Origin of the sequence: Streptomyces sp. NPDC050439, assembly GCF_040655335.1 — a bacterium.
GTDB lineage: Bacteria > Actinomycetota > Actinomycetes > Streptomycetales > Streptomycetaceae > Streptomyces.
Genome location: NZ_JBFAJT010000005.1, coordinates 17,895 through 40,252, shown reverse-complemented (window position 1 = coordinate 40,252; position 22,358 = coordinate 17,895). Strand labels below are relative to the sequence as shown.

General features: G+C 70.3%; 16 protein-coding genes. 7 read left to right on the top strand and 9 right to left on the bottom strand.

The features are described 5' to 3' along the window. Nucleotides 1–24: 24 nt before the first annotated feature. Nucleotides 25–1,806 carry a 3-hydroxyacyl-CoA dehydrogenase family protein gene (locus AB0I66_RS21140; RefSeq protein WP_363209444.1) on the bottom strand — a complete coding sequence of 594 codons (1,782 nt, stop codon included), beginning with the start codon at nt 1,804–1,806 and terminating at the stop codon, nt 25–27. A 346-nt stretch (nt 1,807–2,152) separates the two neighbouring features. Here AB0I66_RS21140 and AB0I66_RS21135 point away from each other — a divergent pair, with 346 nt between their 5' ends. Next, nucleotides 2,153–2,722, top strand: a complete 570-nt coding sequence (locus AB0I66_RS21135; protein WP_363209443.1) for an adenylosuccinate lyase — start codon at nt 2,153–2,155, stop codon at nt 2,720–2,722. Between the two features lie 9 nt (nt 2,723–2,731). Here the strand turns inward: AB0I66_RS21135 and AB0I66_RS21130 are convergent, their stop codons facing one another. After that, nucleotides 2,732–3,124: a RidA family protein gene (locus AB0I66_RS21130; protein ID WP_363209442.1), complete on the bottom strand. Its 393-nt coding sequence runs from the start codon at nt 3,122–3,124 to the stop codon at nt 2,732–2,734. 22 nt (nt 3,125–3,146) lie between these two features. After that, on the bottom strand, nt 3,147–4,202 hold the full coding sequence (locus AB0I66_RS21125; protein WP_363209441.1) for an Rv2578c family radical SAM protein: 1,056 nt from the start codon (nt 4,200–4,202) through the stop codon (nt 3,147–3,149). A 154-nt stretch (nt 4,203–4,356) separates the two neighbouring features. Here AB0I66_RS21125 and AB0I66_RS21120 point away from each other — a divergent pair, with 154 nt between their 5' ends. The 4 genes from AB0I66_RS21120 (at nt 4,357) to AB0I66_RS21105 (ending at nt 10,870) form a co-directional block, all read left to right on the top strand. Then, a complete protein-coding gene (locus AB0I66_RS21120) occupies nt 4,357–4,800 on the top strand; it encodes an SRPBCC family protein (RefSeq protein WP_363209440.1) in 444 nt (147 codons plus the stop codon). A gap of 310 nt (nt 4,801–5,110) precedes the next feature. After that, the gene (locus tag AB0I66_RS21115) at nt 5,111–7,453 is read left to right on the top strand and encodes an MFS transporter (protein WP_363210031.1); all 2,343 of its coding nucleotides are present in this window, start codon (nt 5,111–5,113) and stop codon (nt 7,451–7,453) included. Between the two features lie 171 nt (nt 7,454–7,624). Continuing rightward, nucleotides 7,625–10,051, top strand: a complete 2,427-nt coding sequence (locus tag AB0I66_RS21110; RefSeq protein WP_363209439.1) for a SpoIIE family protein phosphatase — start codon at nt 7,625–7,627, stop codon at nt 10,049–10,051. 93 nt (nt 10,052–10,144) lie between these two features. Next, complete coding sequence (locus AB0I66_RS21105; RefSeq protein WP_363209438.1) at nt 10,145–10,870, top strand: class I SAM-dependent methyltransferase; 726 nt, start codon at nt 10,145–10,147, stop codon at nt 10,868–10,870. 23 nt (nt 10,871–10,893) lie between these two features. Here AB0I66_RS21105 and fdxA read toward each other — a convergent pair whose 3' ends face one another. From fdxA to AB0I66_RS21090, 3 genes are read right to left on the bottom strand one after another with little or no spacing between them, the layout of a single operon-like run. Beyond that, nucleotides 10,894–11,214: a ferredoxin gene (fdxA, locus tag AB0I66_RS21100; RefSeq protein ID WP_363209437.1), complete on the bottom strand. Its 321-nt coding sequence runs from the start codon at nt 11,212–11,214 to the stop codon at nt 10,894–10,896. Further along, nucleotides 11,211–12,269, bottom strand: coding sequence for a 2-oxoacid:ferredoxin oxidoreductase subunit beta (locus AB0I66_RS21095; RefSeq protein WP_363209436.1), 1,059 nt, complete (start codon nt 12,267–12,269; stop codon nt 11,211–11,213). Before AB0I66_RS21095 ends, fdxA begins: the two co-directional genes overlap by 4 nt. Next, a complete protein-coding gene (locus AB0I66_RS21090) occupies nt 12,259–14,130 on the bottom strand; it encodes a 2-oxoacid:acceptor oxidoreductase subunit alpha (RefSeq protein ID WP_363209435.1) in 1,872 nt (623 codons plus the stop codon). Before AB0I66_RS21090 ends, AB0I66_RS21095 begins: the two co-directional genes overlap by 11 nt. Before the next feature lie 214 nt (nt 14,131–14,344). Between AB0I66_RS21090 and AB0I66_RS21085 the strand changes: the two genes are divergently transcribed. Together AB0I66_RS21085 and AB0I66_RS21080 are read left to right on the top strand one after the other, a co-directional pair. Next, a complete protein-coding gene (locus AB0I66_RS21085; RefSeq protein WP_363209434.1) occupies nt 14,345–14,908 on the top strand; it encodes a TetR/AcrR family transcriptional regulator in 564 nt (187 codons plus the stop codon). 310 nt (nt 14,909–15,218) lie between these two features. Then, nucleotides 15,219–16,967, top strand: a complete 1,749-nt coding sequence (locus tag AB0I66_RS21080) for an MFS transporter (protein ID WP_363209433.1) — start codon at nt 15,219–15,221, stop codon at nt 16,965–16,967. Between the two features lie 980 nt (nt 16,968–17,947). Here AB0I66_RS21080 and AB0I66_RS21075 read toward each other — a convergent pair. The 3 genes from AB0I66_RS21075 to AB0I66_RS21065 form a co-directional block, all read right to left on the bottom strand. Continuing rightward, nucleotides 17,948–18,637: a TetR family transcriptional regulator gene (locus tag AB0I66_RS21075; protein ID WP_363209432.1), complete on the bottom strand. Its 690-nt coding sequence runs from the start codon at nt 18,635–18,637 to the stop codon at nt 17,948–17,950. Nucleotides 18,638–18,824: 187 nt separating this feature from the next. Beyond that, entirely contained in the window at nt 18,825–20,591 is a 1,767-nt protein-coding gene (locus AB0I66_RS21070) for a hypothetical protein (protein ID WP_363209431.1), read from the bottom strand. Between the two features lie 27 nt (nt 20,592–20,618). After that, nucleotides 20,619–22,283, bottom strand: coding sequence for an NAD(P)/FAD-dependent oxidoreductase (locus AB0I66_RS21065; protein WP_363209430.1), 1,665 nt, complete (start codon nt 22,281–22,283; stop codon nt 20,619–20,621). Between the last annotated feature and the right edge of the window lie 75 nt (nt 22,284–22,358).

Sequence of the window (22,358 nt, the reverse complement as noted above, 5' to 3'; positions counted from 1 at the left end):
GGCGTGCTCCCGTCCGCTTCCGGCCTACCGTCGGGCATATTCGCGGAAGCCGCGGCCGGTCTTGCGGCCGAGGCAGCCCGCGGCCACCAGGTGTTCGAGCAGGGGAGCGGGGGCCAGGCCCGGGTCGCGGAACTCGCGGTGCAGGACCTTCTCGATGGCGAGCGAGACATCCAGGCCGACGACGTCCAGGAGCTCGAAGGGGCCCATGGGGTAGCCGCCGCCGAGCTTCATCGCGGCGTCGATGTCGTCGAGCGTCGCGTAGTGCTCCTGGACCATCTTGACCGCGTTGTTGAGGTACGGGAACAGGAGCGCGTTCACGATGAAGCCGGCGCGGTCGCCGCAGTCCACCGGGTGCTTCTTGATCGTCGCGCAGACCTGGCGGACCGTCGCGTGCACGTCGTCGTCCGTCAGGACCGTGCGGACCACCTCGACCAGCTTCATCGCCGGGGCCGGGTTGAAGAAGTGCATGCCGATCACGTCACCGGGGCGCGAGGTGGCGCGGGCGCAGGCGACGACCGGCAGGGACGAGGTCGTGGTCGCCAGGATCGCGCCCGGCTTGCAGACCTTGTCGAACGCCGCGAACAGCTGCTGCTTGATCTCCAGGTCCTCGGCGACCGCCTCCAGGGCCAGATCGACGTCGGCGAACGCGTCGTACGTACCGGCAGGCGTGATGCGGTCCAGGGTCTTGGCGGCGGTCTCCGCCGTCATCCGCCCCTTGTCGACGGAGCGCGAAAGGGACTTGGCGATACGGGATTTGGCCTTCTCCGCCTTCTCCTCGCTGCGCGCGGCGAGCACCACGTCGTAACCGGCCTTGGCGAAGACCTCGGCGATCCCGGAGGCCATGGTGCCGGAGCCCGCGACACCGACCGAGCGGATGGTGCGCCCGCCGCCGTGGCGTCCGTCCTCCGGCGGGGTCAGCGCGTCCTGCACGACGACCGAACTGCCGGGCTCCTCATACGAGTAGAAGCCGCGCCCCGTCTTGCGTCCGGTCAGGCCCGCCTCGCTGAGCTGCTTGAGGATCGGGGCGGGCGCGTGCAGACGGTCCTGGGACTCCGAGTACATCGCGTCCAGGACCGTGCGGGCGGTGTCGACGCCGATCAGGTCGAGCAGCGCGAGGGGGCCCATGGGCAGCCCGCAGCCAAGACGCATCGCGGCGTCGATGTCCTCGCGGGACGCGTACTTCGCCTCGTACATCGCCGCGGCCTGGTTGAGGTAGCCGAACAGCAGGCCGTCGGCGACGAATCCCGGCCGGTCGCCGACCGCGACGGGCTCCTTGCCGAGTGCGTACGCCAGGTCGGTGACGGAGGCGACGGCCGCGGGCGCGGTCAGCACGGAAGACACGACCTCGACCAGCTTCATCGCCGGCGCCGGGTTGAAGAAGTGCAGGCCGAGCACGCGCTCGGGGCGCTGCGACTCGGCGGCGAGACGGGTCACGGACAGCGCGTTCGTGCCGGTCGCGATGATCGTCCCGGGGCGCACCACGCCGTCAAGCTCACGGATGATCTGCTGCTTGATCTCGTACGACTCCGGGGCGACCTCGATGACCAGGTCGGCGTCGGCCGCGGCCTGCAGGTCGGTGAAGGTGCGGACGCGGGCGAGCGCGTCACGCCGCTCGTCCTCGGTGAGGTGCTCACGGCGCACGGCCCGCGCGGTGGACGACTCGATGGCGGCGACGGCCTGGGCGCCCGCGGCCTCGCTGATGTCGATGCCGATGACCTCGCGTCCCGCGCGGGCCAGGACTTCGGCGATACCGGTGCCCATGGTGCCGAGACCGATCACGGCGACGGTGTTCAGGGGAGTGTCCATGCGTGGACTCCAGGAAGTGAGTGACGACTGAGGGGCGCACGGTGCGCGGCAACGGCGGCGCGGCGTACGGAGGGTGAGCTGCTGTGTCGTGACCGGGCGGCATAACGCACACGCCCGTGAGGAGTCGACCGGCTCTGTCCCGGAGCCATGCCGTACTGGGTGGAGCTGAGGTGCTCGAAGCACCGAACCGACAAACACTCGCTCGCACCGGCTGCGTCACCAGGCCGCTGCGAGGTTCAGTTACTGCTGACGGGGAGTGTGCCCCGCTCACATGAGATTAACCGGCGAGTAACGAGCGCGCCAGTCCCCAGGGTTTGTGATCTACATCGCGGATAGGCTCCCCGTCATGGACGTGGAGTTGCGCACGGTGACGGAACGCTTACGCCGCGAGGCAGGAGTCTCGGAGAGTTACGAGAGGCTGGTCGCGACCGGCGATGTGGAGGAACTGGCGGAGGTGCTCGCCGCGGCGGGTCAGCCACTGTGGGCACGGGAGCTCGCGGCGGTGCGGCTCGGCACCGCGGGGGACAACCGGGCCTTCGAGTCCCTCGTGCTGCTCCTCAACCACCGGGACCCCTCACGCTGCGCCGCCGCCGCGTACGCCCTGGCCAGGCTGGGCGATCCGCGTACGGCACGCGCGGCAGCCGCCCTGGCCACCAATGAGCTGCGTGTCGCCTACGCCCTGTACCCCGTGCGTCTGCTCACCGAGCTGCGCGCGCCCGAATCCGCGCCCGCCCTCATCACCACGCTGAAGCGCAGGCTCGCCCCGCACGACCCCTACGGGAAGATCGCACTGGCCTGCGTGGAGGGCCTCGGCGCACTGGGAGACCCCCGGGCACGCCCGGTCCTGACCCAGGCCTGCGGCTTCCCCCGCCTCGCCGCGGCAGCGTCCGCGGCCCTGGCCCGACTGCCGGACTAGGCCTGGCTCCTAGAGGACGGCGTACGCCTCGATCTCCATCAGGAACTGCGGCGAGACCAGTCCGGCGACCTGCACCGCGGAGGACGCCGGAAGGCGCGCCGGATCCATGTGGGCGTCCCGCGCGGCCCGGATCGCGGGCATGTACGCCATGTCCGTGACGTAGTACGTCAGCTTCACGACGTCCCGGAAGCTGCCGCCCGCGGCCACGAGGCAGTGCCACAGGTTGTCGAACACCTGCCGTGCCTGCGCCGCCGGGTCGTCCTCGCCGACCAGCTGCCCGTTCTTGTCCAGGGGCAGTTGACCGGCTATCGCCACGAAGCGTCCGGTCCCCATGACCACGTGGGTGTACTGGGCGGCGGGGAAGACGCCGTCGGGGGCGTTGATGTGGGTCAGTCGGCTCATGTGCCCATCGTGGACCATGGGTTCAGAGCAGCGTGAGCTGCGTGCCGCCGGGCGGGACGGGCGCGGGACCGGGCTCGGTGTCCGGGGTGCGGGGCGCGCGGAAGCGGCGGGGTGTGTCCGCGCGGGTGGGGCCTATGCCGAACTCCTCGGCCAGTTCGTGTACTTGGCGGGTGATGCGGCGCTGGTACCACTTGGGTGCGTAGGCGCCCTCCGCGTACAGCCGTTCGTAGCGCCGCACGAGATACGGGTGGTGCTGCTGCAGCCAGGCCATGAACCACTCGCGCGCCCCGGGCCGCAGATGCAGCACGAGCGGCGTCACGGACGTCGCCCCCGAGGCGGCGATGGCCCGCACGGTCGCCCGCAGTTGCTCGGAGCGGTCCCCGAGGAAGGGGATCACCGGCGCCATGAGCACCCCGCACCCGATGCCGTGATCGGTCAGCGTCCGCACGACGTCGAGGCGCCTCTCCGGGGCGGGCGTGCCCGGCTCCACTGTGCGCCACAGTTCCTGGTCGATGAAGCCCACCGAGACCGAGACGCCGACGTCCGTGACGTCGGCGGCCTGCCGCAGCAGGTCGAGGTCCCGCAGGATCAGCGTGCCCTTCGTGAGGATGGAGAAGGGGTTCGCGTGATCGCGCAGGGCGGCGATGATCCCGGGCATGAGCCCGTAACGCCCCTCCGCCCGCTGATAGCAGTCGACGTTCGTGCCCATCGCGATGTGCTCGCCGTGCCAGCGGGGCGAGGCGAGCCGGCGGCGGAGCAGGTCGGGGGCATTGACCTTGACCACGATCTGGCTGTCGAAGCCGAGCCCCGTGTCCAGGTCCAGATAGCTGTGCGTCTTGCGCGCGAAACAGTAGACGCACGCGTGCGTGCAGCCCCGGTACGGATTGACCGTCCACTCGAACGGCATGCGGGACGCCCCGGGCACCCGGTTCACGATCGTTCTGGCCCGGATCTCGTGGAAGGTGATCCCACGGAACTCAGGGGTGTCGAAGGTCCTCGTGGTGACCGCGTCCGCGCCGAACAGCGCGGCATCCGCGACACCCCGTGACGGCCCGTCGGCGAGGTTCTCCCAGCGCATGACGCCTCCTCGGTAGCACTGACCACAGAATAGAACACATGTTCCCTTGATCGTGTGAGGGGATACCTCGGCGACCCCGATTTGGGGGCCCGGTACGCAGGGTGGTTGGCTTCCGGGGATCACCCCTGAACAACCGAGTGCTGGAGGAAGTGCCATGGCGCAGGTCGAGGCGACCACGGAGCGGATCATCGCGGCGCAGCCGGAGGACGTCTTCGACGCGCTCGCCGACTACGAGGGCACGCGTCCGAAGATCCTGTCGGAGCACTTCAGCGAGTTCGAGGTGCGCGAGGGCGGCGACGGAGAGGGGACGCTCGTCCACTGGAAGCTGCAGGCCACCAGCAAGCGCATCCGGGACTGCCTCCTGGAGGTCAGCGAGCCGACCGACGGGGAGCTCGTCGAGAAGGACCGCAACTCCTCCATGGTCACCACCTGGCGGGTGACCCCGGCGGGGGAGGGCAAGGCGCGCGTGGTCGTCTCCACCGTGTGGAACGGCGCGGGCGGCATCGGCGGCTTCTTCGAGAAGACCTTCGCCCCCAAGGGGCTCGGGCGGATCTACGACGAGGTGCTCGGCAAGCTCGCCGCCGAGATCGAGAAGTAGTCCGAGAAGTAGGCCGAGAAGCGGAACGCTTCCTGACCGGACCTCAACTCCGGTAGCCCAACAGGGTTGTTGTCACGCTCACCGTTTCGAGTGGTTTTCTGCTCGGGTCAATTGTACGGCGTAGGGCTCCCACCGGCACATACGTGTGCCGGACCCCCGACAGGGGCGACTCGTCGCGCTTGCTCGCAGTTGTCGCGTAATGCGAGAAATGCGGCGCAGGCGCAGACGAGGGGAGCAGGACGTGGGCGGCACGACGCTGGTGAAGGGCGCCGAGCAGGGGGACTTGACGGTGGTGGCGGTGCCTGCGGGCATCGAGGAGCCGCCACCACCCCAAGGGCATGTGTCGGCGACGGCGGGACTCAGCCCCGGGCGTGTCCGGATGGTCTTCGTCGGACTCATGCTCGCGCTGCTGCTCGCCGCGCTCGAGCAGATGATCGTCGCCACCGCGCTCCCGAAGATCGTCGGTGAGCTGCACGGCCTGGACAAGATGTCCTGGGCGATCACGGCCTACCTGCTGACGTCCACGATCGGCCTGCCCATCTACGGCAAGCTCGGCGATCTCTTCGGACGCAAGGGCGTCTTCCAGTTCGCGATCGTCATTTTCATCATCGGCTCCGCGCTTGCCGGTTGGTCGCGCACGATGGACCAGCTCATCGCCTTCCGCGCCCTCCAGGGCGTCGGCGCGGGCGGCCTCATGATCGGCGTACAGGCGATCATCGCGGACATCGTCCCGCCCCGGGAACGCGGCCGCTACATGGGCCTGATCGGCGCCGCCTTCGGCCTCGCGTCGGTCGCCGGACCCCTGCTCGGCGGGTTCTTCACCGACCACGTCACCTGGCGCTGGTGCTTCTACTTCAACGTCCCCTTCGGGCTCGTCACCCTGCTCGTCGTCAGCTTCGGGCTCAAGCTCCCCAAGCGCGTGGTCAAGGCCCGACTCGACGTGCTGGGCGCCCTGTTGCTCGCCTCCGCCTCCACCTGCCTGGTGCTCCTGACCAGTTGGGGCGGCACCGAGTACGCGTGGGGCTCACGCGTCATCCTGGGCCTCGCGGCCGGAGCCGTCGCCTCGGTCGTGCTCTTCGTGGTCGCCGAACGCTTCGCCGCAGAACCGATCATCCCGCTGCGCCTGTTCCGCGACTCGGTCTTCAACATCACCGCTCTGGTGGGCATGGTCGTCGGCGTCGCCCTCTTCGGCGCGGCCAGCTATCTGCCGACGTTCCTGCAGATGGTCGACGGCGCGAGCGCCACCGAGTCCGGACTGCTCATGCTGCCGATGATGGGCGGCGTGGTCGGCGCCTCGATCCTCTCCGGCCAGCTCATCAGCCACACCGGGCGCTACAAGATCTACCCGGTCATCGGCGGCATCCTGTCCGTCATCGGCATGTGGCTGCTCTCCCGACTGGAGGCCGACACACCCCGGCTGCACTACAGCATCTGGATGGCCGTGCTCGGCGCGGGCGTCGGCCTCGTCATGCCGGTGCTCATCCTCGCGGTGCAGAACGCCGTACGCCCCTCCGACCTGGGCACCGCCACCAGCGCCAACAACTACTTCCGGCAGATCGGCGGCAGTGTCGGCGCCGCCATCTTCGGCACGCTCTTCGCCGACCGCCTCGCGGACTCCCTCGCCGACCGCATCCCGGCCGGGGCCGGCCTTCCGGACCCCGAGGCCATCACCCCGCAGCTCGTCCACGCGATGCCGGCCCCGCTGCGCGAGGGCTACATCCAGGCGTACGCCGACGCGATGCCCCGGATCTTCCTCTACCTGGTCCCGGTCCTCGTCCTCGGCATGCTGATCACCTTCTTCCTCAAGGAGACCCCCCTGTTGTCCAGCGCAGCGTCCCAGGACGCCCCCACCGCCGAAGCCACACCCGTCCCGCAGGCCCGTACCTCCTACGCCGCCGGTGTGCCCGTCTGCGGCACCGTGCAGCACCCGGACGGCACCGTCGTGCCCCGCGCCGCCCTGACCCTCATCGACGTCGGGGGCCGGCAGATCGGCCGCGGCGCGAGCGGTGACGACGGGCGGTACGCCCTCTCCACGCCGGGCTCGGGATCGTTCGTCCTGATCGCGGCCGCGGGCGGCCATCAGCCGCAGGCGGTCACCGTCACCGTCGGCGAGCGCCCAGTGGAGCTGGATGTGGTGCTAGGCGGCGCGGGTCGTCTGGCCGGCAGCGTGGTCACCGCCGACGGGACCCCGGTCAGGGACGCCGCGGTGACCCTCACCGACGTCCGCGGCGAGGTCGTGGCGACCACCCGCAGCGGGCGCGAAGGCGGCTATGTGATCACGGAGCTGGTGGCCGGCGAGTACACCCTGGCCGCCAGCGCACCCGCTTTCCGCCCGGCGGCCCTGCCCGTCAGCGTGCAGGCGTCCCGCGAGACGCGGCAGGACGTCGAGCTGGCCGGCGGCGCCGTCCTGCGCGGCACCGTGCGGGCCACCGGCGGCCGGCCCGTGGAGGACGCCCGCGTGACGCTGCTCGACGCGGCGGGCAACGTCGTGGACACCCTCACGACCGGTCAGGACGGCACCTTCCGGTTCATCGACCTGTCGTCCGGCGAGTACACGGTCATCGCCGCGGGCTACCCGCCGGTGGCGACCGTGCTCCAGGTCGCGGGCGGCGGACGTACGGAACGAGACCTCCAGCTGGGCCACGAGGATTAGGGCGGTTCGGCCGGATCTCCGGGGCGTCGCGGCGGGAGGAAGGGAAAATACCCGCCGGAGGCGCCCCCGTGGGGCCCAATTCCCTTATTGCACCGCATGGCAACCTGTGCCGGTCGTACGGTGGTTGGGGCGGCGCAGGCCTTCGCGGTGCCGCCGGAAGGAGCGTTGGCCATGGAATACGGCACCCCGGACGGGCCGGTGGCGCAGCATGCCGTGGCCGGCCGGATCCCACTCGCCGTGGTCGTCATCGACGGCGCGGGCCTCGTGTCGCACTGGAGCACCGGCGCGCGCAAGCTGTTCGGGTACACGAAAGAGGTGGCGGTCGGCAGCCCGGCGGGCGACCTGCTCCCGGTGGCGGGCGCGATCCCCGAAGGCCACGCGAACTACGGCGAGTACGACGGCCTGGGCCCCGACCTGGAGACCTCCCTCGACGGACGCATCTCGTACCCGGCCGCCGGACGCGCGCGCCTCTCCGTGCCCGGCGGCGAACGGAACCGGGTGGACGTCCTGTGGTGGGCGTACCCCCTCATCGGCCCCGGGCCGGAGCGGCTGCTCGTCCTCGCGGCGGACGCCGACCGGCTGGCCGACGAGGACGACCCCGAGCCGGGGCAGGTCGAGCGGATCGCGCCCGGCTTCGCCCTGCACACGGACTTCCCCGGAGCGGACGAGCTGGCCGACCGGCTGCCCGAGATCCTGCCCAGCATGAGCGTGGGCGAGAGCTCCCGCATCGTGGCGCAGATCCTCGAACTGGGCTATCCCGTCCTGGAGTTCAGCAAGCACGACCGCGTGCCCGTCACGCCCGACTGGGGCGTGCCGCGGCGTGCCGAACGCAAGGCGCGCAGGCTGCGCGCCCAGCAGGCCGCCGCCGACGGCAGCACGCCCGAGCCCGGCACCCGCGACGAGGGCGAGGACCTCGAGTACGCGGCGGTGCGCGAACACCTGGAGTTCCTGAACGAGGTCAGCGGCCGCATCGGCTCCTCGCTCGACCTCTCGCGCACCATCATCGAGGTCAGCCGCGCCGTCGTGCCCCGGTTCACCGACGTCGCGGGCACCTATCTGCGCGAACAGGTCGTCGCGGGCGAAGGCTTCCCCGAGGGGCCGCCCGACGAGACAACGATGTGGCACCGGGTCGCCGTGGAGCACACGGACGAGCCGGGCCGCTGGGACGACGTCGTGCCCGTCGGCGAATCCATGCCCTTCCCGTCGCACACCCCGTTCTTCCAGTGCATGACCTCCGGCGATCCGGTCCTCGTGCCGCGCATCACCGAGGAGATGGGCAACGCCATCGCCTCGCAGTTCGAGAAGCGCGACATCCGCCCGCTGATCAACCACCGCTCGATGCTCGTCGTACCGCTGAAGGCCCGCAACGTGGTGCTCGGGTTCATGATCCTGCTGCGCCACCAGGAGCGGCCCGTCTTCAACGACATGGACCGCGTCACCGGCGCCGAACTCGCCGCCCGCGCAGGCCTCGTGCTCGACAACGCCCGCATGTACACCTACCAGGAGAGCGTCGCCGACACCCTCCAGGACAGCATGCTGCCGCACATCGAGCCGCGCATGACCGGCTGCGACATCGCCACGCGCTACCTGCCGGGCACGCTCCTCGGCCGGGTCGGCGGCGACTGGTTCGACTCCGTGAAGCTGCCCGGCTCGCGCACCGCGCTCGTCGTCGGCGACGTGATGGGCCACGGCCTCAACTCGGCCGCGATGATGGGCCAGTTGCGTACGGCCGTCCAGACCATGGCCGCCCTGGACCTGCCGCCCGCCCAGCTCCTGCGCAACCTCGACGACCTGGCCCAGCGGCTCGGCGAGCACTACCTCGCGACCTGCCTGTACGCGGTCTACGACCCCATCGGCAGCGCGCTGCACCTCGCCAACGCGGGCCACATCCCGCCCGTGCTCGTGCGCGCCGAGGACGGCCGCAGCGAACTCCTCGAGCTGCCGACGGGAGCGCCCATCGGCGTGGGCGGCGTGCCCTTCGAGGCGGTCACCGTACGTGTGGCGCCCGGCGACCGGCTCCTGATGTGCACCGACGGCCTCGTCGAGGTCCGCGGCGAGGACATCGGCGTCGGCCTCGCCACGCTCACCGAGTCCGCGGCCCACCCGGCCGCCTCCATGGACGCCGCCTGCGACACCATCATCCGCGCGCTCAACACCCGCGGCGGACGCAAGGACGACGTGGCCCTCCTGATGGCACGCCTGAACGGCGTCGCGGACGAGGACGTCGCGACCTGGGGGCTCGCACTCGACCCGAGCGAGGTGAGCAGGGCCCGCGACCTGGTCCGCGAACAGCTGCGCGGCTGGTCCCGCGACGCCCTCGCCGAGACCGCCGAGCTCCTGGTCAGCGAGCTCGTCACCAACGCCGTACGGCACTCGCGGGGCGGCCGTGTCGAGCTCCGCTTGGTCCGCTCCGGGGCCACGCTGATCTGCGAGGTCGAGGACGACGACCACACCCTGCCCACGTTGCTGAACGCGGGCCCCGGCGACGAGTTCGGGCGCGGACTGCGGATCGTCAGCGTGCTCGCCAAGGAGTGGGGGACCAGCCGTACGGCATCCGGCAAGACCGTGTGGTTCGAGCTGGGGCCGCCGCGCAATTGATGGCGCCGGTGACTTGTCCGTACACCCCGGGCGCGATAGACCGATCTTGCCGTCGGCTTCGGCGGTCGTCGTCGCAATCCTGGGGAGCTGGGCATGAGCGTCACGAGTCGGTACAGGGAGGCGTGGGAGGGGTTCTGGAGAGACGCCCCCGTCGAGGAGGGGGCCGTCTTCTGGGACGCCGAACCCGTGCTCACCGTCGGCATCCACCTCGCCCTCTTCGAACCGCACCTGGTGGCCGCGGGACTGCCCCTACTGGACCTCGGCTGCGGCAACGGCACCCAGACGCGTTTCCTCGCCGACCGCTACACGCGCGTTCTGGGCGCCGACCTGTCCGCCGCCGCGCTGCGTCACGCACGGGCCGCCGACCCGGCGGGACAGGTGGAGTTCCGGCAGGTCGACGCCGCGGAGAAGGCGGAGGCGGAACAACTGCACGCGGAGATCGGCGACGCGAACATCTACATGCGCGGCGTGCTCCACCAGTGCGACCCTGACGACCGCCAGCCCCTCGTCGACGGCATCGCGACGCTGCTCGGCGAGCGCGGCAGAGCGTTCGTGGTGGAACTCGCCGAAGCCGCGGGCCCGATCCTGCGAGGCCTCGCCCAGAGCCCCGAGGGCCCGCCGCCGAAGCTGGCGCCGGTCTTCGCGCACGGGATCGCGCCGGGCGAGGTCGCGGACGCCGCGGTGCCGGAGTACGTCACCGCGGCGGGCCTTACGGTGCTCGCGAAGGGTGAACTCCCGCTGACCACCACCGAGTTCATCCCGGACGGGACGCGGATCGAGCTGCCGTCGCGGTGGTTGGTGGTGGGGCGGGCGGGGTGAACCTGTAAGCGGGGCGGGGAGTGTCAGAGGGGCGGGACGGGCAGCGCGGCGACCACCGGGTGATCGCGGTCGAGAGGCCCGAGCTGGGACGCACCGCCCGGGGAGCCGAGCTCGGCGAAGAACTCCAGGTCCGTCTTCCGGTAGTCCTGCCACTCGTCGGGAGTGTCGTCCTCGAAGAAGATGGCCTCGACCGGGCAGACGGGTTCGCAGGCACCGCAGTCGACGCATTCGTCGGGCTGGATGTACATCTTCCGCGCGCCCTCATAGATGCAGTCGACGGGACATTCGTCGACGCAGGCCTTGTCCTTGAGGTCGACGCAGGGCTGGGCGATGACGTACGTCATGAGGATCGCTCCACGGTCCAGGTGTCGTTGCCGGTGAGGAGGGTGGTGAGGTCGCCTTTGCCGTTGTGTTCGATGGCGGTGTCGAGCTGGTCGGCCATGAGGGTGTCGTAGACGGGGCGTTGGGTGTTGCGGAAGACGCCGATGGGGGTGTGGTGGAGGGTGTCGGGGTCGGCGAGGCGGGAGAGCGCGAAGGCTTGGGTGGGGGAGGTGGTGTGTGCGTCGTGGATGAGGATGTGTGACTCGGTCTCAGGTGTGACCGGGACTACTTTGAGGTCGCCGGTCGCGGGGTCGCGTATGACGCCTTTGGCGCGGTCGGCGCCGAAGCGGATGGGCTGCCCGTGTTCCAGGCGGATGACGGCTTCCTGGGCCTGTTGCTTGTCCTTGAGGATCTCGAAGGCGCCGTCGTTGAAGATGTTGCAGTTCTGGTAGATCTCCACCAGTGCGGTGCCGGGGTGTTCGGCGGCCTCGCGCAGTACGGAGGTGAGGTGTTTGCGGTCGGAGTCCACGGTCCGTGCCACGAAGCTGGCCTCCGCGCCGATGGCGAGGGAGACGGGGTTGAAGGGCGCGTCCAGGGAGCCCATCGGCGTCGACTTGGTGATCTTGCCGACTTCGGAGGTCGGGGAGTACTGGCCTTTGGTGAGGCCGTAGATCCGGTTGTTGAACAGCAGGATCTTCAGGTTGACGTTGCGGCGCAGGGCGTGGATGAGGTGGTTGCCGCCGATGGACAGGGCGTCGCCGTCCCCGGTGACCACCCAGACGCTCAGGTCCCGCCGCGAGGTGGCGAGTCCGGTGGCGATGGCGGGGGCGCGGCCGTGGATGGAGTGCATGCCGTAGGTGTTCATGTAGTACGGGAAGCGTGAGCTGCAGCCGATGCCGGAGACGAAGACGATGTTCTCCTTGGCCAGGCCGAGCTCGGGCATGAAGCCCTGCACGGCGGCCAGGACGGCGTAGTCACCGCAGCCGGGGCACCAGCGCACCTCCTGATCGGACTTGAAGTCCTTGGCGGTCTGGGGCTGGTCGGTCTTGGGGATGAGGGTGAGGGCCTCAGTGGGCATGGCGGGCGGCCTCCTTGAGGGCGGTGGCGAGCTGCTCGGCCTTGAACGGCATCCCGTTGACCTGCGTGTGGGAGACGACGTCGACCAGATGGGTCCCGCGGATCAGCAGGGCGAGCTGGCCCAGGTTCATCTCCGGGACGACGACCTTGTCGTAACGCTTGAGGACCTCGCCCAGGTTGTGCGGGAAGGGGTTGAGGTGGCGCAGGTGGGCCTGGGCGACGGGTGTTCCCGCGCGGCGCAGACGCCGGACGGCGGCGGTGATGGGCCCATAGGTCGAGCCCCAGCCAAGGACCAGCAGGCGCGCATCGCCGCCGGGGTCGTCGACTTCGAGGTCGGGCACCTGGATGCCGTCGATCTTGGCCTGGCGGGTGCGGACCATGAAGTCGTGGTTGGCCGGGTCGTAGGAGATGTTGCCGGTGCCGTCCTGCTTCTCGATGCCGCCGATGCGGTGCTCCAGACCGGGCGTGCCGGGGATCGCCCAAGGGCGCGCAAGAGTCTCCGGGTCGCGCTTGTAGGGCCAGAAGACCTCGGTGCCGTCCTCCAGGACGTGATTGGGGCCTTGTGGGAACTGCACCAGCATCTCGGGCAGTTCGTCGACCTGTGGCACCCGCCAGGGTTCCGACCCGTTGGCCAGGTAGCCGTCGCTCAGCAAGAACACGGGGGTGCGGTAGGTGACCGCGATGCGGGCCGCTTCAAGTGCCGCGTCGAAGCAGTCCGCCGGCGTCTTCGGTGCCACGATCGGCACCGGCGCCTCGCCGTTGCGCCCGTACATGGCCTGCAGCAGGTCGGCCTGCTCGGTCTTGGTCGGCAGTCCGGTCGAGGGGCCGCCGCGCTGGATGTCCACGATCAGCAGCGGCAGTTCCAGCGACACCGCCAGGCCGATCGTCTCCGACTTCAGCGCCACACCGGGGCCGGAGTTGGAGGTGACAGCCAGCGACCCGCCGAACGCGGCGCCCAATGCGGCGCCGATCGCGGCGATCTCGTCCTCGGCCTGGAAGGTCCGCACACCGAAGTTCTTGTGCCTGCTCAGCTCGTGCAGGATGTCCGAGGCCGGAGTGATCGGATACGAGCCCAGGAACAGGGGCAGCCCCGTCTGGCGTCCCGCCGCGATCAGCCCGTACGAGAGGGCGAGGTTGCCGGAGATGTTGCGGTAGGTGCCGGCCGGGAAGGCTTCGGCCGCCGGGGCGACCTCGTAGGAGACCGCGAAGTCCTCGGTCGTCTCGCCGAAGTTCCAACCCGCTCTGAATGCGGCGATGTTGGCCTCGGCGATGGCGGGCTTCTTGGCGAACTTGGCGCGCAGAAACTTCTCCGTGCCCTCGGTCGGCCGGTGGTACATCCACGACAGCAGACCCAGCGCGAACATGTTCTTGCACCGGTCCGCGTCCTTGCGGGACAGATCGTGCGACTTCAGCGCCTCGACCGTCAGCGTCGTCAGCGGGACCGGGTGCACCCGGTACGCGTCGAGCTCGTTCCCGTCGAGGGGGTTTGAGGCGAAGCCGACCTTCTGGAGCGCGCGCGGCGTGAACTCGTCGGTGTTGACGATGATCTCGGCCCCGCGGGGAACATCCGCAAGGTTCGCCTTCAGAGCGGCCGGGTTCATCGCGACCAGGACGTTCGGCGCGTCACCCGGCGTGAGGATGTCGTGGTCGGCGAAGTGGAGCTGGAAGCTGGACACTCCGAGCAGCGTGCCCGCGGGCGCGCGGATCTCGGCGGGAAAGTTCGGCAGCGTGGACAGGTCGTTGCCGAAGGATGCCGTCTCCGAGGTGAACAGATCCCCGGTGAGCTGCATGCCGTCGCCGGAGTCACCCGAGAAACGGATGATGACTCGATCGAGCCGCTCTGTCTGCTTCGTCACCGGCACAAGTCCTCTCTTGCTGGGGGCGGTTGGGCGGTCGAGCGGCTGTCCGACCGCCGCCCGGGCCGAGCCTAGAAGCGGCGTCAGAATATTTCAATAGGCGTTGAATTCATCCGGGGTGCCGGTGCCGGACGGCTGGACCGCTGAACTCACTATATGTAGACTTCATCGGCAGTTGAATTGATTCCGTGCGGGCTCGTGAGCGAGAGGGGCTGCCGCCGTGGGGGACGACAAGGGTGTGCCGAGCACGCGCGAGGCCATCATGCGGTCCGCCGCGGACCTCTTCGCCGAACAAGGTTTTCGCAGGGCCTCGTTGCGCTCCATAGCCGCGAACGCGGGCTGCGATCCCGCCCTGATCGGGCACTACTTCCCCTCCAAGGAGGATCTGTTCACCGCCGTGGTCGCGGAGACGGTCCGGCCGGCCGAGGTGCTCCGCGAAGCCGTCGGGCGGCGTGATCCGGACGCCGCGGAGTGGCTGCTCCGCAATGCCGTGGCCGACTGGGACGACCAGGTCCAGCGCACGCGCATTCTCGGCGTCCTGCGGTCCGCGCTCGACCTGTCCGCCGCCGAGTCGCGGCTGCGGCAGTCGCTCGTGCCCGAGGGTGTCGCCGAGGACGAGGACGGCGAGATGAGGCTGGCTCTGATCAGCAGCCTGTTCGTGGGTGTCGTGATGGCACGTCATCTGGAGCTGCTTCCGGCCGAGTTGGCCAAGGACGGCGGCTCCGACGAACTCGTGCGCACGCTCATGCCGGTCGTCGCCAGCTATCTCTCGGCCGGACGCTGAGCCGGCCCGGCCGTCGCAAGGGTCCGCGGCAACCGTAGGCGGCCCGACTCTTAAGCCTTTGCATTCATAAACGCAAAGGCTCGCTTCTGCATGCCCTGGACCGGGTGGTCCGCTCCTCGTGGACACAGTGCAACTCCCTGCCGCAACAGCGTGACTACCCCTCAAACCTGTCCGCCTGTACGGCAGTGGAGCGGAGTCCGGATGTCCGGAAGCGAGCCATCAGGGTTGCGTGAGGAAATTCAATGCTCGTAGACTTCATTGGACAGTGAATAATCCAGCAGGCCGCAGTCAGTGGGCCCGAGGAGGGAACATGGAAGCAATGAGTACCGATGTGAAGGCGGGGAAACCGCCGGGTACTTCGTCCGGATCAGGGCCCGCCGGACACTCCGCACGCTGGGTGGTCCTCGCGGTCACGCTCTCCGCGATCTTCATGCAGATGCTGGACACCACGATCACGATGGTCGCCCTGCCGTCGCTGCAGAGTGACCTGGGCGCCACCTTCGCCGAGATCCAACTGGTCGTCGCCGTCTATTCGTTGGCCTTCGCCTGTGCGTTGGTGACCGGTGGCAGGCTCGGCGACATCTACGGCCGACGGAAGATCTTCCTCATCGGCATGCTGGGCTTCACCGCCGCCTCCGTGCTGTGCGGCGCCGCCCCCACGTCGACGTTCCTGATCGGGTCCCGGGTGCTGCAGGGCCTGTTCTCGGGCCTGATGTTCCCCCAGGTCCTCTCGATCATCCAGGTCACCTTCTCGACGCGTGAGCGGCCCAAGGCCCTGGCCATGTACGGCGCTTCGATCGGTCTCGGCACCGTTCTCGGGCCCGTGCTCGGCGGCTGGCTGATCGACATGGACATCCTCGGCAGCGACTGGCGCGCGATCTTCTACGTCAACCTGCCCGTCGGCCTGGTGGCGCTCGCGCTCGGCATGGCCAAGATCCCCGAGTCCAAGGCGGAGGGCGCCCAGCGTCTCGACGTGGTGGGCGCGACGATCCTCTCCGCCGGACTCTTCAGCCTGATCCTGCCGCTGGTGATCGGCCGCGAGCACGACTGGCCGACCTGGAGCCTGGCACTGCTCGGTCTCAGCCCGCTGATCCTGATCGGATTCGCGCTCTACGAGGCCAAGTTGTCGAACCGGCCCGACAAGTCGCCGCTCATTCCGATGCGGCTCTTCAAGGAGCGGTCGTTCTCCGTCGGGCTGCTGATCAGCATCGTGTTCTTCGCCGGCATCCCGTCCTTCTTCATGACGTTCTTCATGAGCCTGCAGGTCGGGTTCGACTACACGCCGATCTCGGCGGGTCTGGTGAGCCTCGGCTTCGCCGTCCTCATCGCGGCCGGGTCGGCGCGCTCCACGGCCGTGGTCAAGAAGCTCGGCACCAAGACGCTCGCCCTCGGCACCGGTCTCCTGCTCGTCGGCATGACCGGGGTGATCGCGACCGTCCACTGGGCCGGATCGGACCTGCACGGCTACCAGCTGATCCCCTCGCTGATGGTGGCCGGCATGGGCGGCGGCTTCTTCCTCGCCCCGTGCACCGGCATCATCCTGGCCGGCATCCGCTCCCGCGAGGCGGGCTCGGCGTCCGGCATGCTCGCCACCGTGCAGCAGGTCGGCATCGCGATCGGCATCGCCGTCGCGGGCATCCTCTTCTACGGATTCCTGGGCAACAACGCCGATGACTCCAGCCGCTCCGCGGTGTCTGAGTTGCGGGGGGACCTCACGTCCGCGGGCGTCGTGGACGAGCAGCAGGACAAGGCGGTCGCGGGGTTCCAGACCTGCTTCCACGACCGCATGAACCAGAAGGACCTGACCGAGACGCCCGAGAGCTGCGCGGCCATCGAGAAGGAGATGGCGAACAACCCGGCCCCGCAGGAGGTCAAGGACAAGGTGCGGGCCGCGGTCCTGGAGAAGGCGGTGCCCGAGGCTCGCAAGACCAACTTCAGCGAGAGCTTCGAGCAGGTCGTCTACTGGCAGATCGGCTGCTTCGGCCTCTCCTGCCTGCTCGTCCTCGCCCTGCCGAGGATCCGCCCGGAGGACGTCACGGACGTGCCGGGAGGCGCGTGACACCGCCCTGAGGAACCGGATCCGGGTCCGGGGGCGCGGGGCCAGAACCCCGCGCCCCCGGATTGCCGAGTCCCCGTCTGCGAAAGGAAGCCGCGGTGGACACCGTCGTGCCGGTTCTTGCACTCGGCGTCGTCTCGGCCCTCGCCTACGCCGCCGCTGCCGTCGTGCAGCGGCGGGTGGCGGCGCGGGGCCCCGGTCGGCTCTTCCGTACGGGGGCCTGGTGGGCCTCCGTCCTGTTCAACCTGTCCGGCGCGGCGCTCCACGTGGGGGCGCTGCGCCACGGACCGCTCATCACCGTCCAGACCCTCGGCGTCCTCACGCTCGTCGCGGCGCCGCTCCTGTCCGCCGCCGTCGCGCGCACGAGGATGACCCCGGCCCAGTGGGCCGGAACGGCGCTGACGGTGACGGGGGTCGCCGGGCTGCTCGCCCTCACCGGATCGTCCGCCGCGAGCCGGACCCTGCGTACGCCGGAAGTGCTCGGCGTCATCGCCGCCACCGCCGTGGCCCTCGGCCTCGCGACAGCGGCCGCGGCCGTGGTCCGCGGTCCGGTCGGCAGGGGGCTCTGGTACGCGGCTGCCGCCGGGATCGCCTTCGCGACCGCTTCGGCCCTGGCGCAGACCGCCGTCCTGAAACTCTCCGGCGACGACACCGCCGGGCTGCCGCTCTGGGCGACCGTGGTCGTCGTGGCGGTCACCGCCGGCCTGGGGGCGGCCGGCCTGATGCTCAGTCAACTGGCGTTCAGGGACGCCCTTGACGCACCGCTGGCCACCGTCACGCTGGTCAACCCGGTCTTCGCCTCCCTCATCGGGACCGTCGTCCTGGGGGAGCGCGGGGTGTCAGGTCCCGCCGGGCTGCTGGCCGTGCTCGCCGCCGCGCTCGTGGCGGGCCGGGGCGTGCTCGTCCTGGCACGGTCCGAGGCGGCCGTGCAGACGCGGGAGGCGGCCGCCCGCACGGCGGAGGCCGCGATGACACCGACGGATCTAGCCCTGCGCCAGCTTGTCGAAGTGCACGTCGAGCGCGGGCACGAACCACGTGAGCAGATCCTCGAAGTCGACCGAGGCCAGCGGCTCCACCTTGAGGATGTAGCGCAGCATCGCGAGACCCGCGAGCTGCGCGGACACCAGTGAGGTGAACACCTCGGTGCGCTCGGTCACTTCGGGCACCATCCGCAGCACGAAGTTCCCCATGCTGGACTCGATGCGCTCCCTGAACGTCCTCGACGTCGACTCGTCCGCCAGGCCCGTCCGGTAGATGGCGACCATCGCGGGCCGCGTCGACTCGTCCTCCCAGAACGACAGGAACGTACGGGCGACCCACTCGGCACGGTCCTCGGGAGCGGGCTGCGCGCCGTCGTCCGTCAGGGCGTCGAAGAGCGAGGACACGCTCAGGCGGGAGTTGACCGCGGCGTGGAAGACGCCCTCCTTCGTGCTGAAGAAGTGGTGGACCAGGGCCGGATCGACGCCGGCCTCGCCCGCGATCGCACGGATCGTGGTGCCCGAGTAGCCCTTGGCCGCGAAGAGGTCGAGGGCGGCGGTGAGGATCTGCTCCTTGGTGCTGTTCTCCCCGGGGCGCCGGCCGCTGCGGGCCGACAGAGGGCGCCCTCCGCGCGTGGCGCTCCGGCGGCGCGAGGCGGCCCCCTGCGCGTAAGGGATCCCGTTTCCGGCGTTCATAGGGGGCCCTCCGTCATGCGTCCACGGCTCGCGGCGATCAAGTTCCCACCCCTTCACGCACGGCCTTCTTGTCGTTGAAAGCATCCCGGCACCCCGCCGGAGTGTCCAGAACGCGTCCACTTTCGGGCGGAGTCGTTGGCCAGAACGCACCAACGGGCCGCCCCGCGAAGGGACGGCCCGCCGACTGCTATTCGGTGACGCTGGGCTGGATCGTCGCCCCCTTGGTGAGCACCCTGCGTACCAGGTGCGGGGCCTTGCGCTTGGCCCACAGGAGAACCTTGACCCGCTTGAGCGGAGTGAAGTTGTAGTAGCGGTCGGAGGGGTCCCCGAAACCGAACAGCGGCGGGATGAATGACGCACTCCGCATCTGGCCGAAAATCTGCTCGGCCGCGGCGCCCGCGCTGACGCGCTCGTCGGCGACCTGGCGCAGCAGCCGGTACGTGTCGTCGAAGAGGACCCCGAAGCCCGGATAGGCGGGGAACCACATGCCGTTGCCCCGGTAGCCCTCGAGCTCCGCCCACTGGTCGGCGGCGCCGGGCCTGGCGAGCGCGTCGTTGCGGGCCCGCTTCAGGGAGAGCGCGGCGAACATGGAGTGCAGCAGCCAGACGCGGCAGAAGGCGTTCCACAGCCGGAAGTCCGTGGTGGCGGTGAGCGCCGTCTGCAGCAGGCGGTCGCTGTGCTCGGTCAGTGAGGCCTGGAAGGCCTCGAGGCCCCGGAAGCGCTCGACGGACCAGTCCCCGGCCTCTTGGGCGGCGAGGATGTGCACCGCCGCCTCGTGGACCAGCTCGGCGGTGAGCGTGACGTCGCGGGACAGCGTGAAGTCGCAGCGGACCGCCGAGCGGTCGAGGACGACGAATCCGTCGCCCGCGGTGGCCGAGGCGCCGTACTGCCACTGCTCGCCGCCGGACCACGGGCGCACGGTCGTGGCCTGCGCGAACTGCCATTCCAGGTCCGGGAACTGCCGTATCAGGTCCTTGAAGTCCGCCTCCGGCGACGCCGACCGCTGCGGCCACCGCTTGGCGTCCAGGCTCACCGACACACTGGTCAGGGCCTGCTCGCCGCCGCGCTCCTCGCCGAAGGGGATCAGCTGCAGCCAGCCGCCGGGGAAGATCACCTGCGTGGTGCCCCCGGTCCAGGGCGTGCCGCCGTCGCCGGGGTCCACCCGCCGCTCAAGGGGCCGTACGCCGCGCAGCTGGGCCGTCAGGACGCGCGAGGAGTGGCGCAGCGGACGCAGGGCGGTGCCCAGACGGCGCAGCATCGGGGCGTCGGGACCCGACATGTCGACGACGAAGGCGGCCCGTACGGAGCGCCCGTCGGCGAGCTCGACGGTGAAGTCGCCGGGGCCGCCGCGCACATCGGCCAGCGGCGCCCGGCTCGGCGGGACCTTGCTGCCGTACGACACGGCGAGCTGGTGCACCCAGGCGTCGACGTCGGGCCGGTACAGATGGGATTCGCCGTGCTCGCTCGGCACGTTGAACTGGAGCTTCTGGCGCGGGCGCACCGGCTGGCCGGGGCGCGCGTAGACGAAGCCGATGCTCTTCTTGACCCCGGACGTCCGGCGGATCTCCGGCGGCAGCTCCCCGAAGTGGCCGAGCGCGGAGAGCTCGGGGACGTCGAAGCGGCGTGCGAGCAGCTCGAAGACCTCCGCCGTGTACGGGACCGTGCTCTCGCCGGCGGGAGCGGTCGCGTCGTGCGGCGCGTCCACCAGGACGACGTCCACGCCGGCGCGGGCCAGGACGGCGGCCAGCATGCCGCCGCCCAGGTGCGCGCCGAGCACGGCGACCGTGTGCACCGGGCCCGGTTCGGGCGCGGAATCGTCGAACGGCTCGTCGGGGAGCGCCGACTCCGACGGCCCCACCGCGTCGGCGCCCTCGCACCACGCCGGGTCCGAGGGCAGCCCCCCGTCCGCCGGGAGCTGTGCCCCGGCGCGCGTTTCCTCGTGTCGGTCAGACATGTTCCCGTCCTCCTGGGTCGGCCGTCGTCAGCTCTTGTGGAACCGGGAGCGCAGGAATCCGCCGAGGGCACTGGCCAGAATGGGGCCGGTGTCGGCTGCGGCCGGGCCGCGTTTGGCCCAGAGCATGGTGCGGATCATGCGCGCCGGGTTGGGGTTGTAGAAGCGGTTCGCGGGGTCGTGCAGGCCGAAGGGGGGCGGGGCATAACTGTCGTCCTGGAGCAGGTCGAAGAGTTCACCGGTGGCGTGGTCGGGGGTCATCAGGCCCGCCTCGACGTCCCGGCAGGCCGACCAGGCGGCGTCGGTGATCTTGTTGAAGCCGACGCTCGCAGGGAACAGCGCCCCGGGGTGCGGCTGCGCCTCCAGCTCGCGCCAGACCATCGGGTCCCGGCCGCGCTGGAAGCGTACGAGCGCGTCCTGGGCGTTGAGGGTGCCGAGCACCGTGCCCAGGGCCCACATGCGAAACGTGGCGTTCCACATGCCGTAGTCCCGGAAGGACGTGAAGGAGGACGCCACCACGTCGTCATGGGCGCGGACCAGGCCCTGCTGCAGCGTCTCGATGTGGCTGAACCGCTCGGCGGAGAAGTCGTCGTCCTTCGCGGCCTCGATGAGCCGCCAGGCGAGGGAGTTCACGATGTCCGTCGTGTTGGTCAGGCCGCGCGAGTACAGGGCGTCCACGAAGCCCGCCGCGTGCGAGGTCAGGCAGAAGCGGTCGCCGACGACCTGGTGCGAGGAGTACTGGAGCCGGCCGGTGGACACCCAGGGGCGGGCCGCCCTGGCGTTCCTGAACTGCGGGGCGATGTCGGGGAAGCGGTCGAGGAACTGCGCGAACTCCACGTCGGGCGCCAGGTCGGTCTTGGGGTGGCGGCGCGGGTCCAGGGTCAGGCCGACGCTGCAGAGGCGGTTCGTGGCGCCGCGGTGGTTGTCGAAGGGGATGACCCAGACCCAGCCGCCGTCGAAGACGTGATGCAGGGTGCCTTGGTGCCAGGGGCTCGGGTTGTCGTGCTTGCGGCCCGCGGGGCTGGTGTCGAAGGGGGTCACGCCCACCATGTGCGTGAAGAGCGTCCGGGAGTGCGTGCGCTGCTGGGGCACCTCGTCCCGCAGCCCGAACTTCTTCGCGAGCGGCGAGTTGTGACCGCCCGCGTCCACCACGTACCTGGCCCGGATGTCGGGCCCGTCGGAGACGGCGAGGGTGGCGCCGGAGCCGTCGATGTCGACGTCCGTGACCCGCGTGTTCAGCCGCGGCACCGCGCCATAACGCACCGCCACGTTGAACATGTAGGCGTCGACGTCCTGGCGGAACATGTGCGACTCGGTGGAGAGCGCCACCGGGATCACGAACTGGTTGATCTCCCGCGGGTCCTGGGGCTCGCCCTCGCGGTGGTAGACGAAGCCGAAGTTCTTCTTCTGGCCGGAGTTCGAGGAGACCTTCGAGCGCATCGTGGAGAAGTGGCTCAGGTGCGCGATCTCCGGCACCTGATAGCGCGCGGCCAGGATGCGCAGCATCACCGAGGTGTACGGGATGGTCGACTCGCCGACGGCGAAGCGCGGGTGGGCCCCGGCGTCCACCAGGACGGTCTTGACCCCGTTGCGGGCGAGGATGGCGGCCAGGATCGACCCGGCGATACCGGCGCCCAGGATGGCGACGTCGTGGTCGGCCTTGCCGGGCGAGTCGGACACGGGCAGCGGTTGCATGATGCTCGTCCCTTCAGGGGCTGTGCGGGCTTCACGGGCTGTGCGGGCTTCGGACGGCGGGGGTTCGGGGTGCGC

Excerpts from the sequence above, each read along its gene's own strand:
- AB0I66_RS21105 (WP_363209438.1), top strand. The coding sequence starts at position 10,145 with ATGAGCGTCACGAGTCGGTACAGGGAGGCGTGGGAGGGGTTCTGGAGA.
- AB0I66_RS21095 (WP_363209436.1), bottom strand. The coding sequence starts at position 12,269 with ATGCCCACTGAGGCCCTCACCCTCATCCCCAAGACCGACCAGCCCCAG.
- AB0I66_RS21125 (WP_363209441.1), bottom strand. The coding sequence starts at position 4,202 with ATGCGCTGGGAGAACCTCGCCGACGGGCCGTCACGGGGTGTCGCGGAT.
- fdxA (WP_363209437.1), bottom strand. The coding sequence starts at position 11,214 with ATGACGTACGTCATCGCCCAGCCCTGCGTCGACCTCAAGGACAAGGCC.
- AB0I66_RS21065 (WP_363209430.1), bottom strand. The coding sequence starts at position 22,283 with ATGCAACCGCTGCCCGTGTCCGACTCGCCCGGCAAGGCCGACCACGAC.
- AB0I66_RS21070 (WP_363209431.1), bottom strand. The coding sequence starts at position 20,591 with ATGTCTGACCGACACGAGGAAACGCGCGCCGGGGCACAGCTCCCGGCG.
- AB0I66_RS21135 (WP_363209443.1), top strand. The coding sequence starts at position 2,153 with ATGGACGTGGAGTTGCGCACGGTGACGGAACGCTTACGCCGCGAGGCA.
- AB0I66_RS21110 (WP_363209439.1), top strand. The coding sequence starts at position 7,625 with ATGGAATACGGCACCCCGGACGGGCCGGTGGCGCAGCATGCCGTGGCC.
- AB0I66_RS21120 (WP_363209440.1), top strand. The coding sequence starts at position 4,357 with ATGGCGCAGGTCGAGGCGACCACGGAGCGGATCATCGCGGCGCAGCCG.
- AB0I66_RS21075 (WP_363209432.1), bottom strand. The coding sequence starts at position 18,637 with ATGAACGCCGGAAACGGGATCCCTTACGCGCAGGGGGCCGCCTCGCGC.
- AB0I66_RS21140 (WP_363209444.1), bottom strand. The coding sequence starts at position 1,806 with ATGGACACTCCCCTGAACACCGTCGCCGTGATCGGTCTCGGCACCATG.
- AB0I66_RS21080 (WP_363209433.1), top strand. The coding sequence starts at position 15,219 with ATGGAAGCAATGAGTACCGATGTGAAGGCGGGGAAACCGCCGGGTACT.
- AB0I66_RS21130 (WP_363209442.1), bottom strand. The coding sequence starts at position 3,124 with ATGAGCCGACTGACCCACATCAACGCCCCCGACGGCGTCTTCCCCGCC.